General features: G+C 48.0%; 10 protein-coding genes. 3 read left to right on the forward strand and 7 right to left on the reverse strand.

Annotated features, from left to right (window positions below; genetic code table 11):
* Positions 1-13: 13 nt before the first annotated feature.
* The 5 genes from OZ401_RS03850 to OZ401_RS03870 all read right to left on the reverse strand — a co-directional run bounded on the left by OZ401_RS03850 (position 14) and on the right by OZ401_RS03870 (position 4663).
* A complete protein-coding gene (locus OZ401_RS03850; protein ID WP_341469394.1) occupies positions 14-1075 on the reverse strand; it encodes a branched-chain amino acid ABC transporter permease in 1062 nt (353 codons plus the stop codon).
* The gene (locus OZ401_RS03855; RefSeq protein WP_341469847.1) at positions 1072-1779 is read right to left on the reverse strand and encodes an ABC transporter ATP-binding protein; all 708 of its coding nucleotides are present in this window, start codon (positions 1777-1779) and stop codon (positions 1072-1074) included. The genes OZ401_RS03850 and OZ401_RS03855 overlap by 4 nt, the downstream gene beginning before the upstream one ends.
* A 16-nt stretch (positions 1780-1795) precedes the next feature.
* A complete protein-coding gene (locus tag OZ401_RS03860) occupies positions 1796-2575 on the reverse strand; it encodes an ABC transporter ATP-binding protein (RefSeq protein ID WP_341469395.1) in 780 nt (259 codons plus the stop codon).
* A gap of 387 nt (positions 2576-2962) precedes the next feature.
* Entirely contained in the window at positions 2963-4357 is a 1395-nt protein-coding gene (locus OZ401_RS03865; protein WP_341469396.1) for a substrate-binding domain-containing protein, read from the reverse strand.
* Positions 4358-4432: 75 nt separating this feature from the next.
* Positions 4433-4663 (reverse strand): hypothetical protein, encoded by a 231-nt coding sequence (locus OZ401_RS03870; protein WP_341469397.1) that lies wholly within the window; start codon positions 4661-4663, stop codon positions 4433-4435.
* 186 nt (positions 4664-4849) lie between these two features.
* Between OZ401_RS03870 and OZ401_RS03875 the strand changes: the two genes are divergently transcribed.
* Positions 4850-8167 (forward strand): AfsR/SARP family transcriptional regulator, encoded by a 3318-nt coding sequence (locus OZ401_RS03875; protein ID WP_341469398.1) that lies wholly within the window; start codon positions 4850-4852, stop codon positions 8165-8167.
* On the opposite strand, the gene OZ401_RS03880 is transcribed toward OZ401_RS03875, so the two are convergent.
* Together OZ401_RS03880 and OZ401_RS03885 are read right to left on the reverse strand one after the other, a co-directional pair.
* Complete coding sequence (locus OZ401_RS03880) at positions 8164-11226, reverse strand: alpha-galactosidase (RefSeq protein WP_341469399.1); 3063 nt, start codon at positions 11224-11226, stop codon at positions 8164-8166. The two genes, OZ401_RS03875 and OZ401_RS03880, sit on opposite strands and share 4 nt — an antisense overlap.
* A gap of 287 nt (positions 11227-11513) precedes the next feature.
* Positions 11514-12002 (reverse strand): aminoacyl-tRNA deacylase, encoded by a 489-nt coding sequence (locus OZ401_RS03885; protein WP_341469400.1) that lies wholly within the window; start codon positions 12000-12002, stop codon positions 11514-11516.
* Positions 12003-12235: 233 nt separating this feature from the next.
* On the opposite strand from OZ401_RS03885, the gene OZ401_RS03890 reads away from it, so the two are divergent.
* Together OZ401_RS03890 and OZ401_RS03895 are read left to right on the forward strand one after the other, a co-directional pair.
* Positions 12236-13615, forward strand: a complete 1380-nt coding sequence (locus tag OZ401_RS03890; protein ID WP_341469401.1) for an acyclic terpene utilization AtuA family protein — start codon at positions 12236-12238, stop codon at positions 13613-13615.
* 80 nt (positions 13616-13695) lie between these two features.
* The gene (locus OZ401_RS03895) at positions 13696-15570 is read left to right on the forward strand and encodes a S9 family peptidase (RefSeq protein WP_341469848.1); all 1875 of its coding nucleotides are present in this window, start codon (positions 13696-13698) and stop codon (positions 15568-15570) included.
* The last annotated feature ends 18 nt before the right edge of the window (positions 15571-15588 follow it).

Here is a 15588-nt window from a genome sequence, read left to right on the forward strand (position 1 = left end):
TGGCATTACCTCTTTAATAAACCTTGCTGCCGAACAATCCTTGCGGGCGCACCAGCAATACCAGCACCAGTAATATCATTACAAAGCTATCGGCTACAGCCGGGAAATGGTAGCCTACAAACGGCGTTATCAGACCGACCATCAGCGAGCCAACCGCCGCTCCGCTGAAACTACCCAACCCGCCTAACACTACTACCACGAAAGCGGTGAGCAAATATGCTTGCCCCATCGTTTCCGAGCCAGCACCGCTGTTGATGCTGTTGGCAATGCCGCCTAGCGCAGCCAGCAATGAGCCAAGCACAAATACCGCGAAGAAATAACGTTTTACATTATAGCCAAGCGCCTGTACCATCTGGGTGTCTTCCACACCGCCCCGAATTACCAACCCCACTTTGGTGCGGTTCAAGAGCCACGTTACACTGCCGAATACCACCAACCCGGTTATGACGATGGCAACCGACTTCCAGTTCACCAGTATGGTGGGGTCTGGACGAAAGCCGCCGCTGGGCCATTGCTCGGCGGTATAATTTATCGTGCCGTCCTTGCCGAAAATCAAGCGCAAGGTCTCTTCCATAATCAGCACCAAGCCGAGCGTTAACAAAATCTGGAAAACCGGACGACCATAAAGGCGGCGTATCGCAATAAATTCTATTGCTGCTCCTAGTAATGCTCCGCCAATTAGCCCAAAAACTAATGCTAAAAGCGTGGCAGGTAACGGCTCAAGTCCCATGTACATCCATGAAAGGAAATGCCCTTTATCCTCAGTAGGTATGCCGGAAGTGGTAAAACGGTTGAACGCCCACACAAAGATATAACCGCCCCACGTAAAGACTGCTCCATGCGCAAAATTTACCACATCCATCAAACCGAAAATGAGCGAAAGCCCGCTTGCCATCAGAAAAAGCACGCTGCTTTCCACCAACCCGTTGATGAGGAATTTGACAAAGGTAGACCACTTTATCGCGGTATTGATGTATAGTAGAATCAGTAATAACCCCACCACGACTCCGATTACGGTCATAATGCGGGGGTCTCGCAGCAATTGGCGGGGCTTTTCTAATCGAACGACACTCATACTCCACCTACTCCAAGATACTTGCGGGTCAATTCCTTGTCGTTTATTAACTCTTCCATCGTACCGTTGGCAACATTATGCCCATCATCTATCAAGTAGAAATAATCTCCAACGATGCTTGCCATCGTGAAATTTTGCTCTACCAAGAGAATCGTTATATGGCTCTTGAGCTTGACTAATGCCTCAATTACCGCTTGCACTACGATAGGGGCAAGCCCTTTGCTTGGCTCATCAATCAGCAGTAACTTGTTATCTACCATTAAACCCCGACTCATCGCCACCATTTGTTGTTGCCCACCCGAAAGCGTCCCGGCTTTTTGCCTCATAAAGCGTTGCATATCGGGGAAAAGCTCGGTGCAGAAATCTAAGCGTTGGCGATATTCCCCACTGGAAACGCTGCGTGCTGCCAACTTGAGGTTTTCTTCCACCGTCATATCGCGAAAAATTCCGCGATCTTCTGGCACGTAGCCAATACCACGCCGTGCCAACTTGTAGGTGATTTCTCCGTCCAGTTTTGCTCCATTGAAGGCAATTGCACCATTGCGGGGGGGAATTAAGCCCATTATAGTTTTCAAGGTAGTGGTTTTGCCCGCGCCGTTACGCCCAAGCAGCACTGTCGCTGCACCGCGCCTCACCTGCATTGAGATGCCTTGCAAAATATGAAACTGCCCGATATAAGTATGTACATCATCTAGGCTTAACATCGGCGCAGAGGGGTCATTAGACAGCCCGTTCGGTGTAAGTGCCGAGGTAGGCAGATTGGACGGTTTCATTCTTGGCTATCTCCTCCGGCGTGCCGTCGGCAATCAACTGCCCGTAGTGCATCACGGCTACGCTATCGCTAACATTCATTACCATATCCATTTTATGCTCAACCAGCATCACGGTGCAATTACCGGCTTGCTTGATGCGCTGCACCACTTCAATAATGCCCGGCACTTCATCCCGACTCATTCCGGCGGTTGGCTCGTCTAACAAAATCAGGCGTGGGTTGGTGGCAAGCAATATCCCGATTTCCAGCTTGCGCTTATCTCCATGCGAAAGAGTCTGAGCGGGTTGCAACTCGCGCCCGCCTAGCATTACGGTTTCGAGAATGGAATAGGCGCGTTTCTCATCTTGAGGATAGCTTCGAAAAGAGCGCCAGAAAATCATATTACTGCTGCCCCGGCTTTGTGCTGCCAGCCTCACATTTTCGAGTACTGTTAGGTTTGGAAAAACATTGGTAATCTGGAAAGAGCGTCCGATACCTAGATGCGAACGTTTGTGAGCGGGCGTATGGGTAATATCGCTTCCTTCAAAAGTGATATGCCCGCTACTTGGCGGCAGCATGCCACTGATAAGGTTAAAAAAGGTGGTTTTACCTGCCCCGTTTGGTCCGATTATGCTCTTAAACTCACCGCGTTGCACCGAAAGGGAAACGCCGTTTACTGCAACATTTCCGCCAAACGAGCGGGAGAGATTTTCGGTCTGAAGAATTGTAGTTTCATTACTACTTGACATAAATTAGCCCTCGATGGCTAGTTGTACAATCTTGCTTTTACGGATTATTGGTTAGTATCTCAGGAAAGAGGCTCAATATTACAGGATTTTCGCCCGAAACAGTAAAATTGAGTTTGGATTAGAGACAAGGGGCTTATGAACTTTAAGGAATTAATCCGTAAATAGGTGAGATTTCCGAAGGGCGATTCACACCCTCTACGGGGCGCAGGCGAACTGCCCCTACAAAACGACCCCATGAGATTTGGTTCGTAGGGGCGCATCGCGATGCGCCCGCGTTTGATGGTGAAATCTGATGGATTTACCCCAATTCTCGTTTTACGGATTTAATTGTTAATTTTCATAAGCCCCTTGCCTGAAATCTTCTTTGAAGCAAAAGTTGTAAAACTCTTACTTTCGGCGGATAGGTGGCGCTGATTCCTGAGCAGAGAGTTCCTTAAGCAGCTTCGGTACAGGGAAACCAAATGTCCCGGTGGTGTCTTTGGTCATCTCTACCAAGTACATCGGCTGTAGCGCCTGATGGTCTTCCTTGCGGAAAGTCAGCGTACCTTTCGCGCTAGGGAAGGACATGCCTTCCATAACCGTGATAAGCTTTTCAGGGTCGGTATCGCCGTTGGTTTTAGTCAAGGCAGAGTTGATGGCGGAAACCAAATTCATACCACTGGTATCGAATACGTCAGGGAAGGTATTATACTTCTCTTTGTAATACTTCACCAAGAAATCGTTTTCCGCGTTCTTGGGGAACTGATGCCAGTAGATACCCACACCAACAGCCCCGATTACGGTATCGCCCTGTGATTTCACGGTAGCTTTTGCGTCACCGATAGGGCTGACCAGCGCCATTTTGCTGTAGATGTCGTTATCCTTCATCTGCTGGAACAACTTGATGGCGGTTGCGCCTGCCCAGTTCAATACCAGCACGTCCGGTGCGGCATCCAGCACTTTCTGAATATAAGGGGTGTAATCGGTGGCGGTCAAGGGAACAGCCACTTCAGTCCACTGAATACCGGCGGTCTTGGTAGCGATTTCCTTCCAAGCAACGTTAGCGCCTTGCCCGAAAGCATAATCCTGATAGATATGGGCAATCTTCTTGTTTTTCTTAGAAGCCAATTCCACCGCGTAAGGTGCGCCTGCGGCGGCATCTTGGTCGGTGTTGCGGGCAGTGCGGAAGGTGTACTTGTTGAAGGCAGCGCCGGTAACGCTCTGATCGGCAGCAGGGTCAACGATAAAGATTTTCTTCAATTCTTTTTCGTTTACGGCTGCTACCTGAATGGCGGCTGCGCTGCTGACAGTGCCGACCAAAATCTCGGCTTTGTCCTGCTGAACCAACTTGCGGGCAGCTTCTACCGCTTTGTTGGCATCACCAGCATCGTCTTCTACTACTAGCTTAACTTCACGCCCTGCGATTTTGCCGGTGCCTTTGGTGAAATATTCAATAGCGGCGGGCCAGCTATCGTCCACCATTTTGCCATAACCTGCTAACGCTCCGGTACGTGAGTTAATCATACCGATAACCAAAGGCGCGGTACTGGTAGCAGCCCCGGTGGTGGCAGCGGCGACAGTGGTGGCAGCAGCAGCGGTAGTAGTGGCGGCGGCAGCGGTGGTAGTAGCTGAAGTAGTTGCCGCTGCCGTGGTAGCCGCTGCAGTAGTGGCAGCTTTGGTCGGCGCAGCGGTAGTGGCTGGAACCGGGGTAGCGGTATTATCACCGCAAGCTACCAGAAATACAGAAATCAGCATCATCAAAACGGTCAGTATATAAAATTTGACCGGTCGGCTTTTGCTCATGGTACGGTTTCTCCTCCTTGAGTAAAAAGGTTTTTAACATTAAAAAAGCCGGGTAAAAGTGATACCCCAGATTTGCTATTCACCAATGAATTTTTTAATGAAGCTTTCGGCATCATCTAGCGTGGTAAAGTGATGTTCTTCGCCGCTCTGAATATGTTTGATTATACCGCGCCAAGCGGACTGAAGAACTTCACTTTCGCCTTCCGCCTGTTCCTTATCAATAGCAGCCTTTGTTTCCTCTTCCACTTCATGCACAAACCTTAGCATGAAGCTGGATATAACCACACGATGGCGGTTTGGTTCCATAAATAGTTCCTTAATTAAAAGGCTTATTGAATAGCGGTGGGTTAATCTTCATCCAGATACGAGATTGGTAGATTTAAGATAACAAGCTTCAGTTACAAAGCAGTTACAAGATAGATACGTTGGGGTCTGCTATAATAAATAAAACCTCTGGACATGTAAGCTTTAAAATAACCGGACTGGCAAATAATGTCGTTTGGTGATGATTTAATACTACGAACCCGTTTGATACCACCTCGTTTAAGACGCTGGACGCTTAATCGCGCTCGTTTGCTTGAAGCGTTGGAAGGCGCTACCGATTATCGGTTGACCATACTGGAAGCGCCCACCGGCTATGGGAAAAGCACTTTGCTTACCAGTTGGTTGGTTTCCGGTCAACGCACCTACGCCTGGTATTCTCTTGCTCAATTCGAGTTTGACCCTTTTCTGTTCCTACTACATCTAATATATGCTTTTCACCAGACCGATCAAGCGCCGGGTGCTCGTGCGCTTGAAGTGTTGGAGCGAGACTGGAATGAGGCGCAAGGTTCTGCCGAAAAGCGCATTGCCTATCGCCCTGCCTTACAGGTATTTATAAATGAGCTTGCTACTTCCCTCACTGCTGATACTTTTCTGGTGCTGGATGATTTTCACTTTCTAGAGGGTCAAACAGAATTGTTGCGCTTGGCGGAAGAGTTAATTTCTGTTGCTCCTCCCAACTTGCACATTATTATTTCCACGCGCAGCCGCCCCAGTTTTGAATTGCTAGCGCGCTGGCAAGTACAGCAAGAAATGCTATTCATTGACAAAGATGCGCTTGCGTTCACTCCTGAAGAAACGGCACGTTTGTTTGATGAGTGCTACGGTTTTCGTCTGAGTGAATCGCAGGCAATCCGCCTTTCCAGCGAAACAGAAGGCTGGATTATTGCCTTGCAAATGGTTTGGCAGAATTTGCAAGGTGAAAATTCCACTGTCCTTGAAAGCATCTTGAAAGATCTGCCTCGCAATCTTTCCGGCTTATTTGACTACTTGGCGCAAGAGGTGTTAAGTCGCCAATCGCCCGATGTACAACGTTTTTTGCTGGAGAGCGCAGTATTACGTCGCATGTCAGGTCCAATCTGTGATTATGTGCAGGAGCGCAATGCTGGAGAAAGCGAACAACTTCTGCGCCGTCTCAGTGAGAATGGTCTTTTCATAATCGGTCAAGGAGTTGATGAGTCCGAATCGGCGGGCGGTAGATCGCGCCTCTTTTCATATCGCTATCATCATCTGTTTGGAATATTCCTGTATTCCCGTTTGCAGGAAGACCCAGCAAAACTGATAGCCTTACACTCACGCGCTGCTGCTTACCTGAATGGGCGAAACCAAATTGAGGATGCACTCCATCACCGCATCGCTGCACAGGATTGGACTCAAGCTTCAATTTTGTTGGAAGATGGTTTGGGTAAGCAATTAGTGGAAACCGGGCAATTAGAGCGACTGGAATACTGGCTTACTCTCTTTCCCGCCTCTTTTATAGTTAAACAACCCGCTCTTGCATTATTACAGGGCGATTGCCTGCGCCTGACCAGCCGTTTTGAGGCTGCACAGCAAAGTTACCGTTTGGCAATTGCGCGCTATGAACAACTTTTAGAGGAAAACTGTTCCCAAACTGAACTGCTTGAGGGTTTAGCGTTAGCTTTACAGGGTAGGGCGTTGGTTTTCCTCGATACCGTCCAGCCGTTGGCAGCGGAAGAATGGTTGGAGCGTGCGCTGGAAGCGGCAGAGGCTTCTGGCAATTCGCGCTTACACGCTATGTTATTACATGATCTCGCTGAAAATAAATTGAATCGTGGTCGTCCTCTTGAAGCCGAAGACTTGCACCAACAGGCACGAAAATTACTAGGAGAATCGGATAGTGGCAGCCAGCAGGATGCGCGAATTTTGTTGCGAAGTGGTAGGTTAGCAGAAGCGGTTGCTTATCTTGAGCGGCGTTCTGAAGGGAAAAACCGACATCCTCGTCGCGCTGCCCGTAGCCATCGCGAGGAGGTGCTGATTCTATCGTTATTGTATTCGATACGTGGTGAAAAAGAATTGGCGGTACAACTTGCCGAACAGGGCATATTCTTGGCGCGTGAATTGAAAACTCCATTTACCGAAGCAGTGGCATGGCAAAGGCTTGGTCACGCTTTGATGGTTTCAGGCGACTACCAGCGTTCTTTGGAAGCCTATGAATGCGGTCTGGAGTTGGGCGAACAATTACAAGTAAGACGTTTACGGGCAGAAGGCTTGATGGGCAAAGGGCTTTTATTGGGAAGCTACTCGCAGGGAAACCTTGCTACGGCGCAACAGGCTTTAGAAGAAGGGATTCAGGTAGCGCGAAGCGCCGGGGATGAATGGATAGAAGGCTTCCTGCAATTGAGCTTAACCGCAGTATTGGCAGAGCATGGCGAATATGGCGAAGCGTTGGGCACAGCCCAAATTGCCCGTGCCATAATGGAAAATTGCGGTGATAGATTCGGCATAATTCTTGCGCGCTTGTGGGCAGCGCTGGCTAACAGTGATGCGGCTGAACTTTCTTTACTGAAAGCTGAATGCGCCCGTTATGGCTATAAATTCTTGCTGGAATGCCCTAGTATGTACGGACCGAAAGCTCCTGAAACTTTCCAGCGTTTGCATGAATTATCGGCTGGCGTAAACCACAGCATACAATTTCAAATAAATACTCACTCTTATGATGTTAAAGCTCCGGTTGAAGCAATGCTTTTAAGGATAACTACCCTTGGAATCTTTTCGCTACATCGTCCTGATGGCTCAGAGCTTACCCCTCGCGATTGGCAACGTGAGAAAGCCCGCCAGTTATTTCAGCTATTATTGACCCGGCGCGAAAAAGCTCTTTCCAAAGACCAGATATTGGAAAGCTTGTGGCCCGAAAGCGATTATATGTCGGCGGAGGCGCGATTCAAAGTAGCCCTAAATGCGCTGGTACGTGCGCTTGAACCAGAACGCTCAAGTCGCGCCCAATCCACCTATATAATTAGAACCGGTAGCGGCAGCGACTTATCCTATATGCTGAACCTCGATCCCCGCTATGTGTGGCTGGATGCGATTGCTTTTGAGCAACTGGCAGCACAGGGGGCACATATAGAATTACAAGCCAATAGCAAGGATGACGCGCTGGATGCCTATACCCGTGCCCTTGAATTGTATCGGGGCGACTTTTTGCCGGGATGTCTCTATGAGGATTGGGCAGCAGTCGAGCGAGAAAAATTGCTATCTCTTTTTCTGACCACGGCCGAGAGATTGACTCGCTTGTTGGCAGTGCGAGAACAATGGGAACGTTGTATGGGAGTGTGCCGCTTGATTCTGGCACGTGATAATTGTTGGGAAGAAGCCTACCGCATGATGATTTTGGCGCAATGGCGGCTAGGCAATCGTTCCGCTGCTTTACGCACCTACGACAAGTGTGTCAGTACGTTGGCAGAAGAACTTGGCATAGAGCCGATGTACCAAACTCAGAAGCTCTATAATGAGATTCTGGCAGGCTAGTTGAGCCAACCCTCTATCTCTATACCAATAATCTTGACACTGCGCGGCGGTATGTTGATAGCTACGCCTTCTCCGGGCTTAGCTTCTCCCTTTTCTTGCGCTCCGGTCAGGCTACTCCAATCAAAGAGGCGATAACTGTGGTTGGGGTCAAGTTCAAGCTCAGGTGCACTCAATGGTAGGGTAGTTTGCACCTCTTGCGTGGTAGGGTTATTAAGTATGATAAAGCCTTTCCCATTAATGACGTGACCCTCCCCGAAAATTTGGGAGTCGGATGGAAAATCCAAAAGGTGCTGGTACACTTTGAAATATGGCTCAAAACGCTTGCGCCAAGTAAAGAGCTTCTTGATATAGTCCAGTAAATCTTGCGGAGCTTTCGTAAGGTCAAGGCTGGCTCCGGCATTAAACGCACCTGTGCCAATCATACTTGCTTCAGCGTATATAAGTTCCTGCGGAGCTTTCGCTAGGTTATTATCGGAATTTTCACGGTAGCTAATACTATACCAGTCTCCCCAAATTGCATAATAGGGGATGTGATAAGTGGCAGAATAAAATTGTTGTAAGCGCGTAATCTCGCTTTGTCCGAGCGGTAAGTCCCATTTGTCTGAAAGCTGCAATTGTTCGACTGCACCCAATAAATGCACATTAACGGTGCTATTCCACGCCACAATAACAAGCTCAGGACGGATGGCGCGCAATTCATCAGCTAAGGCACTGAGACGCTTTAAACCCTTGATTCTTTCAACACGGCGTTGGTCTTCGGTCAGGTTAGGTACTTCCGAATCAGGGATATTCCAATCTGCGCCGTCCCAATATATAACTTTAACGTTGTAATTTTTAACAAGGTCTATTAACCGCTCACGCACATAGAAATAGTAATCGGTATTAACCCCATATTTTCCGCTGGCGTATGGCTTCCCTTCTATCTGTTGCTCAGTGTCTTTCAAGCGCCATTCAGGATGGGTTCGATACAAATCGGTATAATATACATATTTGCTGTAGCCATTTGAGAAAGGATTAATCCAGATACCCAAACCCATACCTAGCGCAGCAGTTTTATCTGCCAGCGGTTTTAAACCCTGTGGAAATTTCTGAGGATCAGCTTGGAGCGGCATGCCGCCTTCCCATCCCGCATCGAGGTGCAAGACATCGTAAAAACCTAAATCCTTGATTTTCTCAAATTGAGTATTAACAATATCTTGGTTTATCTGGGTGGTAAAGGGATACCAAGTGCTGTACCACACCGGTTGCCATTTTGTACCTATTTTGCTGTAATAATTTTGTAGATATTGGCTAAAGCGCTTATAGCCCAAATCTACCCGTCCCGTATAAACCCCTAGCACTGCTTTGCCACTGATAAAGCCATCTCCAAGCGATTGGTTATCCTCTTGCATTACGGTGAGGCGACGGTTCGTGGCATATTCACCACCCAAGGGAGTGGCAGAAAAGAAATACAAACCGCCATCGCCCGATTCGTGTACCATTAGGTCGGTGAAAATTGCGCCACCGGGCACGCTGCTGGTTTTTTCAACCGGAACAAGCATGGGTATTGTATCCTCTTCCGGTGTTGGAGCTGCCGGGGATAGACTTTTATCAACCTGCGAATCCTCAATTGTAGCGAAGCGCACCCTAAAATCTTTTAGCTTATCATTTGGCGCTAACTGCACCCATTTTTCAATGAAATTTTGCCCTGCCAGCGCGCGGTAAAATAGTTTAAGCTGTAAAGTAGCGCCGAGAAATGAAATTTGCCCGTTTAATACCAGTTCCTTCTCCGTATCATTCCATACTGGCATGTTAAATCCAGTCAGGCTGAATTGGTCGCCGTTTATCTGGTAGGCAACTTGATTTTGCCCCTCTAGCCCAATCGAGAACCCGCTCATATTTACAAATGGCTTTAAGTCGGCATATACCTGCCCGTTTAGCCGATTTATCAGCATGTTGCGGCTCATATGCCCATTTTCTATGGTTATAATCCGCATTATGCTTTCGTTACCTATTATCAGCCTTGCCCCCGTGGTAGTGGTCGCTGCCCCTTGTGCCTTGATATTCTGGGTTGTATCGCTGATGAATTGATTTCCGGCATAGCGCCATTCGTAATAATGCTGACCTATATTAGCGGTATCTACTCTAAGTTCTGGTTTGGCAGAGGGATTATAGATCAATATCTGATTTTCAAAGACCTGAATTAGAATATCCTGATTTCGCTGGTTGATAAGGGCTTTTATCCAGTAAGGTTCGCTGAGTGGCGTTCCAAATTGTTGCGACCAGTTATATAATCGTTCGGTGGTATTTACACCATTCTGAGAAATAGTGCCGCTGCGATTTAGGAAATCCCAGAAAACATTCGGAATATTATGTCCGGCTTGCTCCACAAAATTGACGTTTTTTACATTATAAATTGCCAATCCTTCATCGCTACCGCTTCCTACCTCCCCAGCCTGATTTAGCGTTGCATTTACCGTCAGACCAACTTGCTTTTCAGCTCGGTTAGTGCCGGGTTTCAGGCTGGTAACACTCGAAAGAGATTTATAAGTGGGGGCAGGGTTATCACTACTGACTTCACCATATATATGGGTGTCACATCCCGCCAGTTGGAGCGTTTCTTTATCACCCATGCGCACTTGCCCGCTGATTAACTCGTAGGCAAGGGGCGCTATTACAATCGAAGCGGTGCTATCATTTTCCAGTTGCATCCGACCTTTTTCCCAATATTGCACCATCTTGAGGTTCTGATTATCGGAATGGTACTGTTCGAGAAAAGCAGGACCGGGGTTATTGCCGAATGTATAGGCTCTTTGCACCTTGCCGGAATTAATCGGGCTATCTAGCCGTTGCCATGGAGTGTAAAAAATTTCGTAGGAATAACTAGCAGTAGGGTAATTACTCCGCCCTGCGGAATCAAGCACTATAGGTGTACCACGTACCAGATAACCGGCATCATTAGAAAGTGCATCTCTGGGTGTACTGCGTTCACGTTGCTCCGAAGCTAGAGAGGGCAGCAGGTAGAAACCTAACATGACTAATATTGCCGGAATTGAGAGCATTAAAAAAAGTTGCCACAAGCGTTTGCTCTTACGCTTTCGGTAACTCAGGCTGCTATGTTGCTTGTATCTATTATTTCCACCAAACAAAATTATATACACGCTCAGTTTCAGGGCAAATCAATTAACCTATTCGGCTTATTATAATCGAATAAATGGAATAGTCCAGTTATTAATAGCTTATGTCTACTTAATAAATGGTATCGGTTACTGTTACAAACAAGTTGGCGCTATTGTTTTCACACAAAAAAGGGTGATTTGAGCCTGTTACAGTGCCAATCACCCTTAATTTCTTATGGAATCGAATATTACCTGCTTAATGTATCGGCTACCTCTTTCGCGAAGTTTGTTAAAACCGGTTGCACCAATTTGGCAAAATCGGCATATTTGAGGCTGATTGTTTCTGTGGAAGTCCCCGCTCTGAAATAGATTGTCTCATCTTCGGCAAGAGTTTGATCGACATACACGGGCAAATTATAGAGGTTTCCGAAGGGATGGAGTACGCCAAGCTCGCAATCATCAAAAATATCGGCAAATTCGTATTCATGTGCCAGCCTGAAACTATGTGCTTTAAACGCCCTCACTGCCTCATGTGGGTTTACCACTTTTGAAGCAGGTAATACCAACATAATCACTCTGCCATCCGCAATACCGATCACCACTTTAGCCATTAATTTCCCCGGTAAATGTTCGCTTTCCGCCACATCCCCGGCAGTATATGCCCTTGGATGGATTTGCATCTGATGAGGAATCCGCTGCTGGCGGAGGTAAGTTTCCAATCTATCTCTGCAATCCATTTTAACCCTCCTGTCATTACTAAATATCCACCTTACTATAGACTAACTCTTTAATGTGGCAGTGAAGGTATAAGGGGGTATATGTGTAGTAAATTTCGCTTGCTCATATCGTGATAGCGTTTTGGTTATAGCACTTACAAATAGTGGTAAAATGTTAGTAATGGTTGAAAAGATGTTATTGCAAAGCGCGATATTCTGCATACCGTAGTTTTTTATTAACGAGGAAATGGTTAATGAAAACGGTCAAAATTGGTGGAGGGCAAGGTTTTTACGGGGACACACCGCTCCCGGCGCTGGAAATGGCGCGTAAGGTGGACAACCTCAACTATATCGGTTTTGATTGCCTGAGCGAGCTAACACTATCCATCCTGCAAAAAGACAAGAAACGTGATCCTCAACGCGGCTATACTCTGGATTTATTGGCTTTAATGCCGCGCCTTTTGCCGATAGCCTTTGAAAAAGGCATCAAAATAATAACCAATGGCGGGGGAGCAAACCCACAGGCAGCGCGAGAATTAATACTTGGAATTGCCCGTAAGTTGGGTATCAAAGGCTTAAAAGTTGCGCTGGTAACAGGCGATGATATTTTAACGCGCTTACCGGAGTTATTGGATAACGGCTATCGTTTGGAAAGCCTTGATAATGGGAAAGCTCTTGCCGATAGCGGCATACCACTTGAACGCATTGCCAGCGCAAACGCCTATCTCGGCGCTAATCTGGTTGCCGACGCGCTAGCGCAGGGCGCTGATGTAGTGATTACCGGGCGCGTAACCGATAGCGCTCTTTTCTTGGGTCCCCTTATCCACGAATTTGATTGGAAAGCAGATGATTGGAACTCGCTTGCTTCAGGTATTGTGGTAGGACATTTGCTGGAATGTGCCGGACAGGTGGTAGGTGGCAACTATGCGGGCGGTTGGGAAGCAATAGAAGGATTGGAACACATTGGCTATCCGGTGGCAGAAGTCAATGAGAACGGCACTTTTGTTATAACCAAAACACCCGGAACAGGCGGGCTGGTTTCATGGGATACGGTACGCGAGCAATTACTTTATGAAGTGCTTGATCCTAATCACTACCTAACGCCGGATGTAGATGCCGATTTCACCTCAGTTAAGCTAGAGCAAGTAGGCGAAAACCGGGTAAAGGTATCAGGAATCAGGGGCAGACCTCGCCCAGAAACGCTTAAAGTATGTCTCGGCTACGAGGATGGTTGGATGGGAGAAGCCCAGATATGCTATAGCTGGCCCAAAGCCCTTGCCAAAGCCCGCCGCGCCGACCAAATTTTGCGCCAAATTTTGTTAGCCAATGGGTTGAATTATGAAGAAATACGCAGCGACTTTATCGGCTACAACGCGCTGCATGGTTCACTTTCTTCAGAAGAGGGCGTAGATGCGCTTAACGAAGTGGTTTACCGAATCGCGGTACGGGCTAAGGAAGAAAAGGATGCGGAAAGAATTTTCCGAGAGCTTGTGCCGCTTGGCTTGAATGGACCACCCACCGCAACCGGGAATTTCTTGCGTGCGCGTCCACGCGAACTGTTGGCGCTTTGGACAACTTTATTGCCTCGCCAAGAAATTGAGCAAGGCGCTAAAATTGAAATAAGCGAGTCTTGAGAATAGATTATTTTGTGAAGGAGTATAGCGTGGTTCAGATAGCGCCTTATGGCAGTTGGAAATCTCCTATAAGCACCGAGATGATTATTACCGATGCGGTTGGATTGGCTGATATTGCTCTAGATGGCGCAGATATTTACTGGCTAGAGGGTCGCCCAAAAGAAGGGGGGCGGGTTGTATTGGTTAGACCTGATGCTTCGGGTGCTGGAATTGATTTAACGCCAGCCCCTTTTAACATACGCACTCGTGTACATGAGTACGGTGGCGGGGCGTTGCTGATAAATAATGGGGTTATCTACTTCTCGAACTTTGCCGACCAACGTTTGTACCGTCAGGTTGAAGGGGGCGCACCGGAAGCGCTTACCCCTGCGATTGCTTTGCGCTATGCCGATGCGGTATATGATCAACACCGCAACCGCTTGATTACTGTTCGCGAAGACCATACAGCGGGCGGGCATGAACCTGTCAATACCATTGTGAGTCTGAGCTTGAGCGGTGAGAATGGTGGTGAGGTTTTGGTATCAGGTAAAGATTTTTATGCTTGTCCGCGTCTTAGCCCGGATAGTACAAAACTGGCATGGTTAGAGTGGAGTCACCCCAACATGCCGTGGGACGGTTGCGAACTAAGACTAGCATCGGTATTGCCGGATGGTACGCTAGGCGAGGCTGAACTCGTGGCAGGCGGTTTGCGAGAGTCCATTTACCAACCGACATGGTCGCCCGATGGTTTGTTGTATTTTGTGTCAGACCGCACCGGGTGGTGGAATCTCTACCGGATAACTGATGGGCAAGTTGAGTCACTATATCCGATGGAAGCTGAGTTCGGACAGCCTATGTGGGTGTTCGGAACACAAACCTATGGTTTTACTCTCGATGGGAACATAGTCTGCGCCTTTACCCAGAACGGTTTCTGGAATCTGGGTATTCTCGATCTCCAGAGCAAAGTTCTTTCGCGTATTAACCAGCCCTACAACTATATCGGTAATCTTAAAGTAAGTGGCAATCGGGTGGTGATGATTGCGGGCGGTTCAAACAAAACGATGGCTGTAGTTGAGTATGACCTTTCCAGTGGCGAAATGCGGGTACACAAACTCGCCTCCACCCTTGAAGTAGATTCCGGTTATATTTCAACCCCGCAAGCGATTGAATTTCCCACTAACGGTGGGCTTGATGCTTACGCCCTTTACTACCCACCTGCTAACAAGGATTATCTCGCCCCTGAAGGCGATCTTCCACCCTTGGTGGTGCGAAGTCACGGAGGACCTACCTCTGCCTCGCCTGCGTTGCTTTCGCTTAGCTTTGCATATTGGACTAGCCGAGGATTTGGGATTTTGGACGTGAACTACGGGGGCAGCACGGGCTATGGGCGCGAATATCGTGAACGGCTCAACGGTAACTGGGGGATTGTGGATGTAGATGATTGCGTAAATGGGGCATTGCATCTGGCAAAACAAGGGTTGGCGGATGAAAATCGGCTCGCTATTCAAGGTGGGAGCGCAGGTGGTTATACTACGCTCTGCGCCCTGACCTTCCGAGATACCTTTAAGGCGGGGGCGAGCTACTTTGGGGTTAGCGACTTGGAGGCGCTTGCTCGCGACACCCATAAATTTGAATCGCGCTATCTGGATAATCTGGTTGGTGCTTATCCGGAGCGGCTGGATTTGTACCGCGCTCGTTCTCCGATATATCACACCGAAGGGTTGCGCTGTCCGATAATTCTGTTCCAAGGTCTTGAGGATAAGGTAGTGCCACCTAACCAAGCCGAGATGATGTTTGAGGCGGTTAAGCAGAAGGGCATTCCGGTTGCTTACATCCCGTTTGAAGGTGAGCAGCATGGTTTTAGGCGGGCTGATAATATAAAGCGCGCTCTGGAAGCTGAGTTTTATTTCTATTCAAAAGTCTTTGGTTTTGAAGCGGCAGACCAGATTGAGCCGTTTGAAATCGCCAATCTATAGAGCTTTGATTGGTTCTGT

It is taken from the genome of Candidatus Chlorohelix allophototropha, from assembly GCF_030389965.1.
In the GTDB taxonomy this organism is placed as follows: Bacteria; Chloroflexota; Chloroflexia; order Chloroheliales; family Chloroheliaceae; genus Chlorohelix; species Chlorohelix allophototropha.

Coding starts and splice junctions, on each gene's coding strand:
- OZ401_RS03850 (WP_341469394.1), bottom strand. CDS start 1,075: ATGAGTGTCGTTCGATTAGAAAAGCCCCGCCAATTGCTGCGAGACCCC.
- OZ401_RS03855 (WP_341469847.1), bottom strand. CDS start 1,779: ATGTTAAGCCTAGATGATGTACATACTTATATCGGGCAGTTTCATATT.
- OZ401_RS03860 (WP_341469395.1), bottom strand. CDS start 2,575: ATGTCAAGTAGTAATGAAACTACAATTCTTCAGACCGAAAATCTCTCC.
- OZ401_RS03865 (WP_341469396.1), bottom strand. CDS start 4,357: ATGAGCAAAAGCCGACCGGTCAAATTTTATATACTGACCGTTTTGATG.
- OZ401_RS03870 (WP_341469397.1), bottom strand. CDS start 4,663: ATGGAACCAAACCGCCATCGTGTGGTTATATCCAGCTTCATGCTAAGG.
- OZ401_RS03875 (WP_341469398.1), top strand. CDS start 4,850: ATGTCGTTTGGTGATGATTTAATACTACGAACCCGTTTGATACCACCT.
- OZ401_RS03885 (WP_341469400.1), bottom strand. CDS start 12,002: ATGGATTGCAGAGATAGATTGGAAACTTACCTCCGCCAGCAGCGGATT.
- OZ401_RS03890 (WP_341469401.1), top strand. CDS start 12,236: ATGAAAACGGTCAAAATTGGTGGAGGGCAAGGTTTTTACGGGGACACA.
- OZ401_RS03895 (WP_341469848.1), top strand. CDS start 13,696: ATGATTATTACCGATGCGGTTGGATTGGCTGATATTGCTCTAGATGGC.